13 protein-coding genes are annotated in these 15222 nt (G+C 52.3%); 8 read left to right on the forward strand and 5 right to left on the reverse strand.

What is annotated here, in order from left to right; all coding sequences use genetic code 11:
• Window positions 1-179 precede the first annotated feature (179 nt).
• From Q8K39_RS19565 to Q8K39_RS19585, 5 genes are read left to right on the forward strand one after another with little or no spacing between them, the layout of a single operon-like run.
• On the forward strand, window positions 180-935 hold the full coding sequence (locus Q8K39_RS19565) for an ABC transporter ATP-binding protein (RefSeq protein WP_186955648.1): 756 nt from the start codon (window positions 180-182) through the stop codon (window positions 933-935).
• Window positions 936-946: 11 nt separating this feature from the next.
• A complete protein-coding gene (locus tag Q8K39_RS19570; RefSeq protein ID WP_305262812.1) occupies window positions 947-2251 on the forward strand; it encodes an ABC transporter permease in 1305 nt (434 codons plus the stop codon).
• A 7-nt stretch (window positions 2252-2258) separates the two neighbouring features.
• Window positions 2259-3506 carry an ABC transporter permease gene (locus Q8K39_RS19575; protein ID WP_305262813.1) on the forward strand — a complete coding sequence of 416 codons (1248 nt, stop codon included), beginning with the start codon at window positions 2259-2261 and terminating at the stop codon, window positions 3504-3506.
• Window positions 3507-3545: 39 nt separating this feature from the next.
• Window positions 3546-4880: a sigma-54 dependent transcriptional regulator gene (locus Q8K39_RS19580; RefSeq protein ID WP_305262815.1), complete on the forward strand. Its 1335-nt coding sequence runs from the start codon at window positions 3546-3548 to the stop codon at window positions 4878-4880.
• Window positions 4877-6247, forward strand: a complete 1371-nt coding sequence (locus Q8K39_RS19585; RefSeq protein WP_305262817.1) for a PAS domain-containing sensor histidine kinase — start codon at window positions 4877-4879, stop codon at window positions 6245-6247. The genes Q8K39_RS19580 and Q8K39_RS19585 overlap by 4 nt, the downstream gene beginning before the upstream one ends.
• Here the strand turns inward: Q8K39_RS19585 and Q8K39_RS19590 are convergent.
• Window positions 6244-7437, reverse strand: coding sequence for an ATP-binding protein (locus Q8K39_RS19590; protein WP_305262818.1), 1194 nt, complete (start codon window positions 7435-7437; stop codon window positions 6244-6246). The genes Q8K39_RS19585 and Q8K39_RS19590 overlap by 4 nt on opposite strands.
• 2 nt (window positions 7438-7439) lie before the next feature.
• On the reverse strand, window positions 7440-8129 hold the full coding sequence (locus tag Q8K39_RS19595; protein ID WP_305262822.1) for a response regulator: 690 nt from the start codon (window positions 8127-8129) through the stop codon (window positions 7440-7442).
• A 192-nt stretch (window positions 8130-8321) separates the two neighbouring features.
• Between Q8K39_RS19595 and Q8K39_RS19600 the strand changes: the two genes are divergently transcribed.
• Window positions 8322-9188 carry an intradiol ring-cleavage dioxygenase gene (locus Q8K39_RS19600; protein ID WP_305262824.1) on the forward strand — a complete coding sequence of 289 codons (867 nt, stop codon included), beginning with the start codon at window positions 8322-8324 and terminating at the stop codon, window positions 9186-9188.
• A 325-nt stretch (window positions 9189-9513) separates the two neighbouring features.
• Window positions 9514-11259, forward strand: coding sequence for an ATP-binding cassette domain-containing protein (locus Q8K39_RS19605; protein WP_305262826.1), 1746 nt, complete (start codon window positions 9514-9516; stop codon window positions 11257-11259).
• A gap of 102 nt (window positions 11260-11361) precedes the next feature.
• Here Q8K39_RS19605 and Q8K39_RS19610 read toward each other — a convergent pair whose 3' ends face one another.
• The 3 genes from Q8K39_RS19610 to Q8K39_RS19620 form a co-directional block, all read right to left on the reverse strand.
• Window positions 11362-11634 (reverse strand): hypothetical protein, encoded by a 273-nt coding sequence (locus Q8K39_RS19610; RefSeq protein WP_305262829.1) that lies wholly within the window; start codon window positions 11632-11634, stop codon window positions 11362-11364.
• A 79-nt stretch (window positions 11635-11713) separates the two neighbouring features.
• Complete coding sequence (locus Q8K39_RS19615; RefSeq protein WP_305262831.1) at window positions 11714-13240, reverse strand: ATP-binding protein; 1527 nt, start codon at window positions 13238-13240, stop codon at window positions 11714-11716.
• A 52-nt stretch (window positions 13241-13292) separates the two neighbouring features.
• Window positions 13293-13937, reverse strand: coding sequence for a response regulator transcription factor (locus tag Q8K39_RS19620; protein WP_186955639.1), 645 nt, complete (start codon window positions 13935-13937; stop codon window positions 13293-13295).
• Window positions 13938-14366: 429 nt separating this feature from the next.
• On the opposite strand from Q8K39_RS19620, the gene Q8K39_RS19625 reads away from it, so the two are divergent.
• Complete coding sequence (locus Q8K39_RS19625; RefSeq protein ID WP_186955638.1) at window positions 14367-15032, forward strand: energy transducer TonB; 666 nt, start codon at window positions 14367-14369, stop codon at window positions 15030-15032.
• Window positions 15033-15222 lie beyond the last annotated feature (190 nt).

The raw sequence follows: 15222 nt of genomic DNA on the forward strand, positions 1-15222 counted from the left end.
GGAGTGAACCCGGAGGGAATGGGCCAGAAACCTCGCCTGGCGTTGTTGTGCGTCGCTCACTTGGCTCGCCAAGCAGCGCTCCGCACGCCTAGCCAGACAAGGTTTCTCACCCATTCGCTTGACTAAAAGATATGTCAACACGCCCTAACATCCATCATTAATTCAAGAAGGAATATCCCATGTTACGTATGAAAAATTTGAGCAAAGTATATCGCACCCATTTGATAGAAACCCATGCTCTGCGCGGCTTTGATATTCATGTCAAGGAAGGTGAATTTGTCACTGTTACCGGGCCTTCTGGCTCCGGCAAGACGACTTTCTTGAACATCGCCGGTTTATTGGAAGATTTCAATGATGGTGATTACCTGCTCGATGGCATCAATGTGAAAGGCATGAATGACAATGCCCGCACACGCTTGCGCAATGAAAAACTGGGTTTCATCTTCCAGGGTTTTAACCTGATTCCTGACCTCAACCTGTTCGACAATGTCGATGTACCTCTTCGCTACCGCGGTCTGAATGCGACCGAGCGCAAGGACCGCATAGAAGCGGCGCTGGTGCAGGTAGGACTGGCTTCGCGCATGAAGCATTACCCGGCTGAATTGTCGGGTGGTCAGCAACAGCGAGTAGCCATTGCCCGCGCACTGGCTGGCTCCCCCAAACTCTTGCTTGCCGATGAACCGACTGGCAACCTCGATACCCAGATGGCGCGCAGTGTCATGGAATTGCTGGAAGATATCAACGCCAAGGGCACCACCATTCTGATGGTAACGCATGACCCTGAGCTGGCCGTAAGAGCGCAGCGCAATGTGCACATCATTGACGGCCAGGTCAGCGATCTGGTGCGCAAAATGCCTTCGCTGTATGACGCCAAAGCAGACGGGCATGTAGAAACCGACTCTGCCAATGAAGTCGATCGTTCAGCTGTGGCCTGAGGAGCAAGAGCATGTTGAAGTATTATTTCTTATTGGGCTTGCGCAGCCTGCGCCGCAACCCCGCCCTGACCGCCTTGATGATACTGACCCTGGCAGTCGGCGTTGCGGCCAGCGTCTCTACCCTGACCATCCTGCATGTGATGTCGGGGGACCCCATTCCCCACAAGAGCAATCGCTTGTTCACACCTGTGCTCGACAATGGCCCTACCAAAGGATATGTGCCCGGAGCCAAGCCTGGTGATACGCAATTGAGTTATACCGATGCCATGAATTTATTGGCCAGCAAACAAGGTGAGAGACGCGCTGCCTTGTATGGCGTGGAAATGGCGATAGAACCAGCCCGCAAGGACCTGGGAGCCATGTCGTCAGCAGGATCAGCAGCCGGCAGCGACTTCTTTGCCATGCTTGACACACCGTTTTTGTACGGTCAGGCCTGGAATGCAGACAGTGACACCAAGGCAGAAAATGTCGTCGTGCTTGGCCGCAGTCTGTCAGAAAAGCTATTTGGCAACAGCAATCCGGTTGGTCAATCCCTGGTCATGATAGGGCATCAGTTCAAGATCGTTGGCGTGCTTGATACCTGGGAACCCAGCCCGCGCTTTTACCGCAATTCTGACGCTTTCGGTGTCTATGACCAGTTTTTCATTCCCTTCAGTACCGCAATACGTCATGAAATTACCCACGATGGCGGCATGAGCTGTTCTAGTGGTTCCAAGCCTGGCTGGCAAGGACGCCTGGACTCTGAATGTACCTGGCTGAGCTTCTGGTTTGAACTGAAGTCGCCATCACAAAGACAGGATTTGCAAGCTTATCTCGATAATTATGCCAAAGAACAATACAAACTTGGCCGTTTCCAGCGTCAGGCAAAAAATCAGTTATTCAATGTCATGGAATGGCTGGAAGAAGCCAAGGTTGTGGGTAACGACAACCGCTTGTCGGCCTGGCTGGCCTTCGGTTTCTTGCTGCTTTGCCTGGTGAATACAGTTGGTCTGTTACTGGCCAAGTTTTCCGTGCGGGCTTCAGAAGTGGGCGTACGTCGCGCCCTGGGTGCTTCACGCCGCGAGATTTTTACCCAGTTCCTGATTGAAAGCAGTGTCATCGGCCTGGTGGGTGGCGTGCTAGGCCTGCTGCTGGCCTTTGGCGCACTGGCGCTGATTGCCATGCAGTCAAAAGAATTGACAGTGGTTGCCCACATGGATTGGGAAATGCTGGCACTTACCTTTGTCATGTCGATTTGCGCTGCCATTCTTGCAGGCTTGTTCCCGACCTGGCGTGCCTGCCAGGTAACCCCTGCCATACAACTTAAATCACAATGAGAACAACATGAAAATGAACTTGGAAATCCGGCCAATTTTGTCTGCATTATTGCGCAGCAAAACAGGTGCCATCCTGGTGGCCATTCAGGTTGCCATCAGTCTGGCCATCCTGGTCAATGCTGTATACATAGTCAATCAGCGTCTGGCCGTGGTGGCCCGCCCTAGTGGTGTCGCTGCAGAAAACGAGGTATTTTCTGTTGGCATCGACAACCGCAAACTGGATGATCATGCCACACAAATCGCCATGCAAAAACAGGATGAGGCAACCATGCGTGCAGTACCTGGCGTGGCTTCTGTTATCCGCTCCAGCCAGTCGCCCTTGTCGCGATCAGGCAGTACCACCAGTATTGCTCTGGAAAGAAAGCAAACCAGTGCCAGTGCCCATGTTTCCTATTACATGACGGGTGACTCTGCGATCAAACACTGGGGCTTGAAGCTGGTCGAAGGTCGCGATTTTAACCCCGGTGAATATTTAGAAATTGACCAAAGTTCCAGTAAGGAATTTGTCGATGTCGTCATCATCACCAAGGCACTGTCGCAAAAACTCTTTCCTGGTGATGCCAGCGCCATAGGAAAAACCATTTATTTTGGTCTTGGTGATGACGCTGAAGCAACGCGGGTTATTGGCGTGGTTGAACGTCTGCAAACTCATGGAGCGAATAAAGGCAGCAAAGGTGAAGAATCTGTCATTTTGCCGATACGCATGTCCAACAATCCCTATGCGATCTTTTCAGTACGCACTGAGGCCGGGCAAAGGGACAAAGTCATGAAAGACGTGGATGTCGCTTTGCGCGCAGCCTCAGCAGCGCCCATCATCGTCAAAACCCGCAGCATGGAAGAAGACCGCAGCAAACGCTATCGCGCCGACAATGGCCTGGCATGGATGCTGATCGCCGTCTGCGTCTTGCTCTTGCTGGTCACCGCCAGTGGCATCGTCGGCATCTCCAGCTTGTGGGTGACCCAGCGCCGCAAACATATAGGGGTACGCCGCGCCCTGGGTGCGCGCCGTATCGATATCTTGCGTTATTTCGTCACGGAAAACCTGATGATCACCAGCTTTGGCATAGGCTGCGGCCTGGCACTGGCAATCGCTCTGAATCAATTATTGGTCAGCAAACTGGAATTGACGAAATTGCCTACCCCTTATTTGCTGGGAGGCAGTGTAATTTTCTGGATACTTGGTATTATCGCGGTGGTGGGGCCAGCAGCCCGTGCTGCTTCGATTTCACCCGCGACTGCCACCCGCAGTACCTGAAACCTTGAGCCTGATGCCCTGAAAACCTGAACACTGACAATGCCTACCGTATTAATTATCGATGATAACGCCACCGTCGCGGTGGCACTGGAAGTGCTGTTTTCCCTGCATGATATTGATGCAGTCTGCGCCACATCGCCAGAACAAGGGCTGGCGATGCTGGAGCACCAGGCTGTCGACCTGGTGATACAGGACATGAACTTCACGGCCGACACCACCTCTGGTGATGAAGGCCGTGCCCTGTTCACAGAAATACGCAAACGCTACCCTGATCTGCCTGTCATCTTGCTGACAGCCTGGACGCATCTGGATGCGGCGGTGGAATTGATCAGGTCAGGCGCGGCTGACTATCTCGGTAAACCCTGGAATGACCAGAAACTGCTGACCACAGTCAGGAATTTGATCGAACTGGGACAAAGCAACCGCGCCCTGCAACAAAGACTGCAACGCGAACGCAAGCAAAAGCGCGAGCTGGAGCAAAAATTCAATCTCTGTAATCTGGTCTGGAATGATGCAGCTACCGAACGCGTGCTTGGCATGGCGTGTCAGGTAGCGCGCGCTGATGTGCCAGTGCTGATCACCGGCCCGAATGGCGCGGGCAAGGAAAGAATTGCTGAAATCATACAGGCCAATTCCAGTGTCAAGGATGGCCCTTTTGTGGTACTCAATTGCGGTGCTCTGCCAGCCGAGCTGATAGAAGCAGAACTGTTTGGTGCCGAAGCTGGTGCCTATACCGGTGCCAGCAAGGCGCGCGAAGGCAAGTTTGAAGCCGCAGACGGGGGCACCCTGTTCCTTGATGAAATCGGTAACCTGCCACTGGCCGGGCAAATGAAATTACTACGCGTGCTGGAAACCGGGCGTTTTGAAAGGCTGGGCTCGAATAAGGAAAGGCAGGTCAAGGTACGTGTCTTAAGCGCCACCAATGCCGATCTGGCCGCCATGATCAAAGCTGGCAGTTTCCGCCAGGATTTGCTGTACCGATTAAACGTCATAGAACTGCATTTGCCCACGCTGGCAGAACGCACGGGCGACATCTTGCCGCTGGCTGAATACTTCCTCAGCAATGGCAAGACCCTGCATCCCAGCACGGCATCGGCACTGGTGCAATATGCCTGGCCGGGCAATGTCAGGGAACTTAAAAATGTCATGCAACGCGCCTGCCTGCTGGCCGCCAAAACTGAAATCATGCCCACGGATCTGGGCCTGCCATTGGCGAATAGCTGGGTCAACGAGCAAGAGCCAGACAAGGATGCGATAGAACGCGCATTGCAAAAAGCTCGCGGCGTGGTAGCGCAGGCTGCTGCCGAACTGGGCCTGAGCCGCCAGGCTCTGTATCGCCGCATGGACAGACTGGGCATCAGCCGCAGCGCATGACTTTCCAGACACCTCCACCAGCCAGCGGCAGCGTGCCTGGAAAACGCCCGCTGTTTTCCATATTGACGCGTCTTAGTTTGTTGATCGTGGCAATATTGTTGCTGGCAGTCGCCATCAGCATGCTGATGCTGCATTTGCTGCCAGATCAAATCTGGCTGGCTGCTGGCCTCAGCCTGCTGATCATCTTGCCGCTGGGGGTAGGCATGATGCGCAGCCAGTTGCTCGCCATGATACGTTTGTTCCATACCCTGGCTGGCACGGTCATCAGTTATCAGGACAATGACTTTTCCATCGGTGTGCACTGGCCCTTGAAAGATGAACTGGGTGAGTTGGTGGATGCCCACAATGCATTGGGTGATGTCTTGCGCAAGCAAAGACTGGATCTGGTCCAGCGCGAATTACTGCTTGATACCATGGTGCAGAATACCCCGGTAGCAATGATGCTGGTAGCTGACCACGGGCCCATCGTGTTTGCCAATATCGCTGCCAGACAATTACTGAACCAGGGACGCAAGCTGGAAGGTTTCAGCTTCAATGAAGTGATGATGCAAGTTTCGGCCTCATTGCGAGAAGCCATACTGCGCGGTGGCGATGGCCTGTTCACTGTCGCAGCCAAAGATCCGGAAGAGGAGGAAGAAGTTTATCATCTGGCACGCCGCCACTTCAGCCTGAATGGCCGTCACCATGAATTATTCCTGCTTCGCCATTTGACGGTGGAGTTGCGTCGCCAGGAAGTGCAGACCTGGAAAAAAGTCATACGTGTGATCAGCCATGAATTGAATAATTCGCTCGCACCCATTGCCTCGCTGGCAAATTCTGCTGCCGTGCTGGTAGGGCGTGGGCAGACTGAACGCCTGCCCGGCATCTTGCAGACCATAGAGGAACGTACCCGCCATCTGGAAAGTTTTATCGATGGTTATGCACGCTTCGCCAAATTGCCGACACCCAGGCTGGAAAGCACGCACTGGCACAGCTTCATTGCAGGCTTGAAGTCGCAAGTCATTTTCACCGTCGTTGACAGCCTGCCGGATGAAGTCGTCAGCATGGACCGTGCGCAGATGGAACATGCCTTGCTGAACCTCTTGAAGAATGCCCATGAATCTGGCTCCCGGGCCGATGATGTCAGCCTCAGCATCAGGGCATTGCAAGGCGTAACGCGCATAGAAGTCATGGACAGGGGCAGCGGTATGACAGATACAGTGATGTCGAATGCCCTGATCCCCTTCTATTCCACCAAGCGCAGCGGCACAGGTCTGGGGCTGGCTCTGGTGCGTGAAATCATCGAAGCCCATGGTGGCAGGATCAGCCTGCAAAACCGTGAAGGGGGCGGTTTGACAGTCAGCCTGTTCTTGCCTTTGCCAACCTAAGCAAAGGCAACTGGCAGTGTCATCTGCATGCAGAGTCCAGCAGGCTGGCGATTGCTGGCAGTAATGCTGCCAGCGTGTGCCAGTATCACCCGCTGGGTAATCGCCAGACCCAGGCCATAACCATCACCGGTATGTTCTGCCAGCACACTGCGATAAAAAGGCTGGAAGATGCTCTGCAATTCAGCTTCCGGCACACCACTTCCTTCATCCAGTACCTGAATATGCAGTTGCCCCTGCTTGACGTGTGCCTGCAAACTCACGGCTGTATCTGGCGCGGTATGCCGGATGGCATTGCGCAAGACATTTTCCAGCGCTCGATGTAGCAGTTCATAACTGCCCCGCACACAAGTCTTGCTGATTTCATCAGCAGAAAATGCAACCTTGAAAACTTTGCCTGCATTGCTGGCTTCAAACTGTGCATTGTCGGTCAGCTCGGCAAATAACTCATCCATATAGATCAAGTCTTGCCCGGCTTGCGCGCCTGCTTCCAGGCGCGACAGGGTCAGGATTTCGCCCACCAGTTTGTCCATGCGCACGGCTTCCCTGTCCATACGTACCATGTACTCTTCAGCCTTGTCGGGCTGCTGGCGGGCCAGTCCGATAGCAGCCTGCAAACGTGCTAGTGGTGAACGCAGTTCGTGCGAGACATCGTGCAAAAGACGGCGCTGATTTTGCAAGGCGCCTGTCAATTGCTCGGCCATGCGGTCAAAGTCGCGGCCAAGTTCAGTCAGCTCGTCCTTGCGCTGTCCCATGCTGTCTCCTATGCGCGCATGCAGCTTGCCACCCGCCAGCGCCTGAAATGCTTCACTCAGCCTGCGTATGGGTTTGGACATATACCAGGCCATCAAAGCTGCAAACAGCAAGCTGGCTAGCAAAGCACATGTCATGGGGATCAGAGTGCGCATCCCGCCGTTATCAGGTGGCGGTTTGCGTTTCCCCATTGCTGGCGGCGCAAAATCGCCAGGTGGTTTCCCAGGGCCTTCACCGTGATGGAAAACTCGCCCTGGGCCTGGTCCATAGCGCCCCTCTTCCACGAGTTTGCTGGCATTCATGCTCGTGGCGGCTGATCTGGCAAGTTCTTCGTTGCTGTGTTTGATCCAGAAAGTGATACTGATACCGGCGATTGCGGTCAACTGCGCCAGCCAGATGAAGAAAAAGAATTTCCAGAATAGTCGTCCCAGTTTTAGCATGGTCACTCTCGTGTCAGCATGTAACCCTGGCGGTACACTGTCTGTATGATGGTGCGGCCATCGGCAAAGGCACTGATTTTCTGGCGTATGCTGCTCAGGTGGACATCGATATTCCTGTCAAATCTGGCGAGAGGGCGACCTAGCCCTTGTTCAGACAAGTCATTCTTGCTGACGGTTTGCCCGGCATTTCTGGCCAGCAGTTCCAGCAAGCTGAATTCCGTGCTGGTCAGGTCCAGCAATTTGTTATTCCATTCTGCCCGACGCTGGCCCGGCCATAATTGCAGTGCGCCTACGACCAGACATTGCCTGTCCTGGTCAGCCGCCATGCCCATTTCTGTGCGTCGCAAGATTGCCCTGAGTCTGGCCAGTAATTCACGCGGCGTACAAGGCTTGGGGACATAGTCGTCGGCTCCCAGTTCCAGTCCGATAATGCGGTCTACATCATCCCCCCGGGCGGTCAGCATCAGCACTGGCATGCGGCTGTGTTCACGTATCTGGCGCAGGGCATCAATCCCATTCATGCGCGGCATCATGACATCCAGCACGACAATCGCATGCTGGCCAGACAGCGCTTCTTTCACAGCCTGCTCACCATCGTACGCTGTCGTAATGACAAAGCCTTCACGCTCAAGGTACTCCTTGAGCATCCCTACCAGTTCGACATCATCGTCTGCGAGCAATACCTTGGTCATGTTTTGAAGGACAGTAAATTTTATGTCTTGATGATAGCAAAGCCGCCACTGCACCTGGACAAATTTACCTGCTTTTACACCCCCTTTCGCACATGACACAAAATCCTTACCTAACTTTACCTTTGCTTTACTGCGCTTAACAAGCCGCCACGACACAATGCAGCAAGCCCACCCCCATCAGGAAAAGACATCATGGATATGCATAGCAACCAACTGGAAAACGACCTCAAGACTCTCATGCAAACAGCAGCATCACGCAGGAAAATGCTGCGCTGGCTATCAGCCGGTGGTGCCATTACCCTGCTGGGCTGTGGCGGCAGTGATGCCAGCACGGCATCCACAAGCGCAGCGACCAGCAGCGGTACTACGACCAGTACGACAACCGGTACAACGACTGGTGCCAGCAGCGCCTCTTGCAACATCATCCCTGAAGAAACTGCTGGCCCTTACCCTGGTGATGGCAGCAATAGCAATGCAGGCGGCATCGCCAACGTCCTGACATTGTCTGGCATCGTACGCAGCGATATACGCTCCAGCATCGCGGGAGCAAGTGGTGTGGCAGCAGGCGTGCCCTTGACAATCAAACTGCAACTGGTGAATACCAAAAGCAGTTGTGCTTCGCTGGCTGGATACGCGATTTATCTCTGGCATTGTGACCGTGATGGCAATTATTCCATGTATTCTGCCGGTGTCACTGCAGAAAACTATCTACGCGGCGTGCAAGAAACCGATAGCAACGGCAATGTTAGTTTTACCACGATTTTCCCTGGCTGCTACGACGGACGCATGCCCCATGTGCATTTCGAGGTTTATCCCAGTCTGACCAAGACTAGCAGTGCCATTAACAAGGTCAGGACTTCACAATTCACTTTCCCCATGGCAACTTTAAATGAAGCCTACCAGGCTACTGGCTACACCAACAGCGTGCGCAATCTCTCGCGTATCAGCTATGCAACTGACAATGTCTTCAGCGATGGCACAGGCCTGCAAATGGTGAGTGTCACTGGCAATGCCAGTATGGGCTACGTCGTCACACTGACGGTTGGTATTTCAGCATAATTATGCGGCAAGTGCGCGTGCAGGTAAGTGAGCCAACAAGTGAGAAAGTAAGCGGGGCGAACTTGCCCCGCACAGAAAACTTCAATAAAATCGAGTTTCGATCAACTTCTTTTTACAGAAAGGAGGAAACATGGAAGTAATTAAATACGCCGTCTGGTGCGTATCTAACTTTGGTATATTTGCCCACTCTTGTCCCGGTTCCATCGCGCTGCGATAATCAGACGAGAGCACATTTATCCCACTTACCCTCCGGGCCTGTTCTCGGCTCATATCGTTAGCGCTCCTGTTGACGTGGATGCTTGCATCCCAAATCAAAGACAAGAGCATGACTACCTTATTATCTTCACAAGCATTACAACTGGAAACCACCCAGGGCGTTTTATTCCAGGATCTTAACTTCACCCTGCAAGTTGGCCAGCGCATAGGCTTGATAGGCCACAATGGCAGTGGCAAGTCCACCCTGCTCTCCCTGCTGGCCGGACAACGCAGCGCCAATAGCGGCAGCATACAAATGGCACGCCTGTGTCGACTGCAATATGTGGAGCAACATTTACCACCTGCCCTGCATGCGCTCAGCCTCTACAATGCCATGCTAGATGCCATAGACGACATGCCGGAATTGCACTGGCGCGTTGACAGCCTCTTGCACGAGCTGGGCATTGATGCTGCCACTGCTGAAGTCCCAGTACAATCACTATCCGGTGGTCAGCATACCCGCTTGCTACTGGGGCGTGCCTTGCTGCGCGACCCTAATCTTTTGCTGCTGGATGAACCCAGCAATCACCTCGACTTGCCATCTTTGTTATGGCTGGAAGAATTCTTGCTGAATTGGAAAGGCGCTTTCGTGCTGGTGTCACATGATCAGCGCCTGTTGAACCGTGTGACACGGCAAAGCTGGATCTTGCGTGACAGGCAAATCACTTGTTTCGACCAGCCATGCTCAGAAGCCCTGAAGTCTCTGGCTCTGGCAGATGAAGCAGCACAGGCCAGGCGTGCCGCCGAGCAATCAGAGATAGACCGTGTGACTGCCAGTAGCAAGCGTCTGGCTATCTGGGGCAGTGTCTACGACAATGAAAAACTGGCACGCAAAGCCAAGACCATGCAAAAACGCGCTGACCGGCTAAAGGAAGAACAAACCACGGTCACAGAAGGCCAGCCCTGGACTTTGCAATTGCATGGCAAGGCGTCAGCGGCCAATCATTTGCTGCAACTGGAAAACCTGACCGTCAGGGCCATGCCGGACTTGGCTGGTTTATTCATGCTGGAGCTATTCAGCATACGACCGGGCGACAAAATCGCTTTGCTGGGCGCAAACGGCACAGGCAAATCTTCCCTGCTCAGGCAATGCTGGCAAGCGATACTGGCAGGAGAAATTTCTTCACAAATACGCTGGCATGCGGCAGCGCAAATAGGTTATTACGACCAGTCTTTGCAGCAGCTCAACAGTGATGCCAGCCTGCCAGAAGCGCTCTATCCCTTTGTCGCCAGCTCGGAGGCGGCCAGAACAGAGCTTGCGCGCAAGCAGGCCCTGATTTCGGCAGGCTTCCCGTATCACCGGCATCAGCAAAAAGTGGCATCGCTGAGTGGTGGTGAAAGAGCACGCCTGTTATTCCTGGCACTGTCGATGGCCAGCTATCATCTACTGTTTCTGGATGAACCTACCAATCATCTGGACATGCAGGGCAAGCAGGAATTGACAGCCGCGCTGGCGGGATTTGCTGGCGCCTTTTTACTGGTATCACACGACCGGGATTTGATAGAGCAAAGTTGCCAGGAATTCTGGGTGGTCCAGGATGGCCATCTGGAAAGATGGCTGGATGCAGAAAGCGCTTACCAGTGTTTGCGCAATAAACCCTCTCCAGGTTCAGAACTGCAAGGGCATGTTGCAGGAACTGTCAAAGTTGCGGAGCCTGTTATCAATGACACCGAACTGGCTTTGCAAAGATTGTGTGAACTGGAGGAATTGCTGCAAGCAGATCTTGCACGCAAACCCAGGCACCAAAAAGTGCAACAGCAAGTCCTGTGGCGTGAAGAAATGTCTGGCTTGAATAGCTTGCTGGGGCTGGATTAAGTTTGCTAAAGACAGCCTGTTGACACGGCTTCCTGCATACTCTTTTTGATTCGCATAGATCGGCACGAAGCACAACATCTCAGGATGTTGTGCTTCGATTTCTTAACTTTCGGGCAGCCCCTGATCACACCACATACATTCTTCTCTCAGGCTATCTGTACGCATTTTGCATTTCGGACATGCAATCAGGCTTTCATTATGGCGGGAAACGGTAGTAAGTACCTTGAAGATTACCCAGATAGTGAAAACGGCAAACACGGCAAAGAAAACCAGGTAGGCATCGGCAGGATCAGAAATCCAGTTCTGCAGTATCGCAATGCCGACACATGCTGTTAGCAGCATGATGGCCAGAAAAATTTTCAACAAGCGCTTCATCTTGCTTATCCGTTTAAAAATTCACTCACGACAAAAAAACAGGCTTGCTTGCTTTAGTCATATTTATCATCCCCTGCACTCAAGTTGTAGCCACAGGGAAACGTATGATGAGCTGCGTACCCTCTTCTGCCGACGATTGCAAATCAATCTCACCATGAAAGGCAGCCACGCGCTCACGCATGCCTGTAATACCTATCCCTGCTGAACTATGGTGAATATCAAAACCCTGGCCATTGTCACTGACTTCTATCTGCAAACTGTGCTGCGCTTCCAGCATGGTCAAAGCCACTTCTACCTGCGTCGCTTGCGCATGCTTCATGACGTTGGACAAAGCCTCTTGTATGATGCGGTAGACTGAAATCGCCAGGCCGCTATCGAGCCCTGAAAAATCACCTTCGCTATCAAAATGAAACTGGCAGCCTTGTGCATTGCTGTTGTAATGCCTGAGCATATCTTCCACAGCTCCCTGCAAACCCAGCATGTCCAGCACTTCAGGGCGCAGGCGCCTGACCAGATTACGGCCATTTGCATATAAATCCAGAGTCATCCTGGTGATGGCTTTGGCGCGCTCCTGAATTTCGCCTGCGGCTTCACCATTGACTTCGCTCGTTTCTATCTGTGCGGCCAGGTGTTGTATGCGCTGTGCCTCTAGTCTGGCGGCAATCAGTGAAGCATTCAGTTCATCATGAATTTCTATGGCAATGCTTTTGCGTTCATCTTCCACTATGCTATGCACTTTTTGTATCAGCTTGCGTTTTTCTGCATTGGCTTTCAAGGCTTCGTTGCGTGATGCCATCAAGTCCTGCGTTCTTTCCTGTACCTTGTTTTCCAGGTCTTGCTTGGCTTGCTGCAGGCTGACCGACATGGCATTGATGGAAGTCTGCAAATCACCTATCTCTCCACCGGTAGTCACTTCCAGTGTACTGGAATAATCACCCTCCCGTATTTCGCGCAGGGTTTCTATCGCCATCTGCAAGGGATGCGTCAAACTCAGCGACAAGTAGACGGCCAGCACGGCACTTACAAACAAGGCCAGCGCACTGATGGCCAGCTCAAACATGAAACGCTGACTATGCCTGGCCAGCATGCGCGTAGCCGTCATGGTGACTCTGACATAGCCCAGTAAACTGGCATTTTTTGCGGCATTTTTTCCATCGGCCTTGCCTGCATCCAGCGCCAAACCATCTGCCCTGACATTTTGTGCATCGTTAAGCAAATTAACCCACACCAGTTGACGTCTGACCGGAACTTCGACAAAGCGTTCCGTGCTGAGGGCTTTTTCAGAAGAAATAACATGCAAAACATGAGTCCTGTCAGCATCAAGCACATCAATTCTGTAGATGCTGCGATCTGACAGCATGACATCGGTCATGGTGCTTTTCAGCCCGGCCAGGTTCCTGGTCAGCAGATTGTATTCCACACTTTCTGCCAGTGCAGTCGATACCACATAGGCGCGCTCTGCCAACTCGCCTTTGCCTTCTTCCAGTCTGGAATGGTAGGTGTACCAGACCATGGAACAAAACATATAAATCACTGGCAGCAAGATGATCAGCAAGAGGCGCGAGCGCAAATTCCAGTTGCGCCAGAGTAGCGCAGACAAGTTCATTGCGCCTCTGCCTGCGCGTTAGTCTGCAAGCTTGCCTGTACCTTCAACTGCATCATGGCGCAATCAGGCCATGTTTGACTGCCAGCTTGGTAATATAGGCAGGACGGTGTACGCCCAGTTTTTCCTTGATGGTTTGACTGACATTGCTGATGGTCTTCAAGGACAAATCCAGTCTTTCGGCGATCTCGGCATTGGTCAGACCTTCTGCCATGAGCTTGAAAATTTCCAGATCACGCTCATTGAGCAGCGATTGTGGCGACTCATCACCGCGCACTGATAAATTTGCCAGCCGCTCAGCGATCTGCGGCAAGAAATACAATTCACCCTGGTGGGCACGCTGCACCGCGGTCGCCAGATCTGCTGGATCACAATCCTTGGTCACAAAGGCCTTTGCTCCCAGGCGGTAAGCCTCCTTGATCAATGCATCCTGATCAAACTGACTGAGGAAAATAATCCTGGCATCGGCATATTGCGCCAGAATATCGCGGGCGACATCCAGGCCCGTCAAGTCTGCTCCAAAGCGTATGTCCAGTATTACCACGTCTGGCTGCAAGGCAGCATATTGCTCAAATGCCTCTTGCGGCGTTTTGGCCTGCCCCAGCACCTTGATACCCAGATTATTGAGAGACATGGCAAAACCTGTCATCACGATGGGATGATCATCCGCCAGCAATACCCTTATGCCATTTTGCATCATTACAACACCCTATAGATTAGCAAATCAATTTACCTTTTAGGTGCAATGATAATACTTTTTACTAGCAATCACATCATTGTCATTGATTCTGCCAACTTTGGGGCTATAAATTGCCAGCAAGCACGGCGCCCATTCTCCCTAAGACTGATATTTGGCAGCATGATCTTCATGCCAAAACTATTTATCTTCCTGAACTTATCCGAAAAAAGCCATGCCTGCCATGTACAAGAAGTCAAATTTCCAAGAAAAATAATTAATAATACTTTTCAAGTGACATATTTATTGCTATCTTAAAGCACATGGATTGCACGCAAATATCATTTTCAACTTCCTGAAACTATAAAAGGATGGAAATGCATGTTGCTTATCCCAGCTAGTCCCAGTTACGGAAAGACCGTAACTGGCCTGACCCCAAACCTGGAGAACAATATGGAATTCACACAAAACCAACAACACCCCCTGCAGCGCATGTCACGTTTGGGTGTCGTCGCCTTGCTGCATGTGGCTTTGCTTGCTGTATTGCTGAGTAGCATGAAGATTAAGATCACCTCAAAAACAGAAGGCCCAATCCAAATAAGTCAGATCGAAAAGCCCGTGGAAAAAGAAAAGATTCCACCACCTGAATTTGATACCAAACTGGAAAATCCGATAAATCCTCCGCTGATAGTCCCGGAGCCCCCCTCAGGTTTTCCGAAAAATCTAGATGAAAGTGGTCTTACAAGTACCGAGACTGGTATAAAAGATACCGGAAAAAGCACAGTGGGCGGCACCTTGGACGGTACAGTAGTGGCCGCTGTAGCGGTTCCAAAAAATCCCATCCATGTCGCTGCAGTCATCAACCTGAATGCCTGCGACAAACCGGCCTACCCGGGCAGTTCCATACGCACTGGCGAAACCGGCACCGTGACTTTATCGATGCTGATAGGCACCGATGGCAAGGTTATCGAAACCAAAACCCTTGAAAGCAGTGGCTATCGCGCACTCGACAGAGCTGCCAGCCAGGCCTTGTCGCTATGCCGTTTCACACCAGGCACGATAGACGGCGTGGCGCAACAAAGCTGGACCAAGGTGCAATACGTCTGGAAAATCGACTGATCAGTTTCCGCCACGGCCAGAATATCCCACCCTTTTGCTGCCAGCCTTTTCGCCTTGCGAGTGGCAGGCAGTTTTTTTAATAGACTTACGCAAAATTGTCCCAGCAAGGCGTCAGCAACGAAGACAGCGCTTTAGCACGGCTAGGAGCTGCAACGCTGCTGGGGCGGTTTTTCGTAAGTCCTATTTAGTA

This window comes from Undibacterium sp. (assembly GCF_030683615.1).
Lineage (GTDB): Bacteria > Pseudomonadota > Gammaproteobacteria > Burkholderiales > Burkholderiaceae_D > Undibacterium > Undibacterium umbellatum.

What these genes read in the sequence shown, in the direction of transcription:
- Q8K39_RS19605 (WP_305262826.1), top strand. Translation starts at nt 9,514, where the DNA reads ATGACTACCTTATTATCTTCACAAGCATTACAACTGGAAACCACCCAG.
- Q8K39_RS19615 (WP_305262831.1), bottom strand. Translation starts at nt 13,240, where the DNA reads ATGAACTTGTCTGCGCTACTCTGGCGCAACTGGAATTTGCGCTCGCGC.
- Q8K39_RS19575 (WP_305262813.1), top strand. Translation starts at nt 2,259, where the DNA reads ATGAAAATGAACTTGGAAATCCGGCCAATTTTGTCTGCATTATTGCGC.
- Q8K39_RS19610 (WP_305262829.1), bottom strand. Translation starts at nt 11,634, where the DNA reads ATGAAGCGCTTGTTGAAAATTTTTCTGGCCATCATGCTGCTAACAGCA.
- Q8K39_RS19625 (WP_186955638.1), top strand. Translation starts at nt 14,367, where the DNA reads ATGGAATTCACACAAAACCAACAACACCCCCTGCAGCGCATGTCACGT.
- Q8K39_RS19580 (WP_305262815.1), top strand. Translation starts at nt 3,546, where the DNA reads ATGCCTACCGTATTAATTATCGATGATAACGCCACCGTCGCGGTGGCA.
- Q8K39_RS19600 (WP_305262824.1), top strand. Translation starts at nt 8,322, where the DNA reads ATGGATATGCATAGCAACCAACTGGAAAACGACCTCAAGACTCTCATG.
- Q8K39_RS19565 (WP_186955648.1), top strand. Translation starts at nt 180, where the DNA reads ATGTTACGTATGAAAAATTTGAGCAAAGTATATCGCACCCATTTGATA.
- Q8K39_RS19570 (WP_305262812.1), top strand. Translation starts at nt 947, where the DNA reads ATGTTGAAGTATTATTTCTTATTGGGCTTGCGCAGCCTGCGCCGCAAC.
- Q8K39_RS19585 (WP_305262817.1), top strand. Translation starts at nt 4,877, where the DNA reads ATGACTTTCCAGACACCTCCACCAGCCAGCGGCAGCGTGCCTGGAAAA.
- Q8K39_RS19590 (WP_305262818.1), bottom strand. Translation starts at nt 7,437, where the DNA reads ATGCTAAAACTGGGACGACTATTCTGGAAATTCTTTTTCTTCATCTGG.
- Q8K39_RS19595 (WP_305262822.1), bottom strand. Translation starts at nt 8,129, where the DNA reads ATGACCAAGGTATTGCTCGCAGACGATGATGTCGAACTGGTAGGGATG.
- Q8K39_RS19620 (WP_186955639.1), bottom strand. Translation starts at nt 13,937, where the DNA reads ATGATGCAAAATGGCATAAGGGTATTGCTGGCGGATGATCATCCCATC.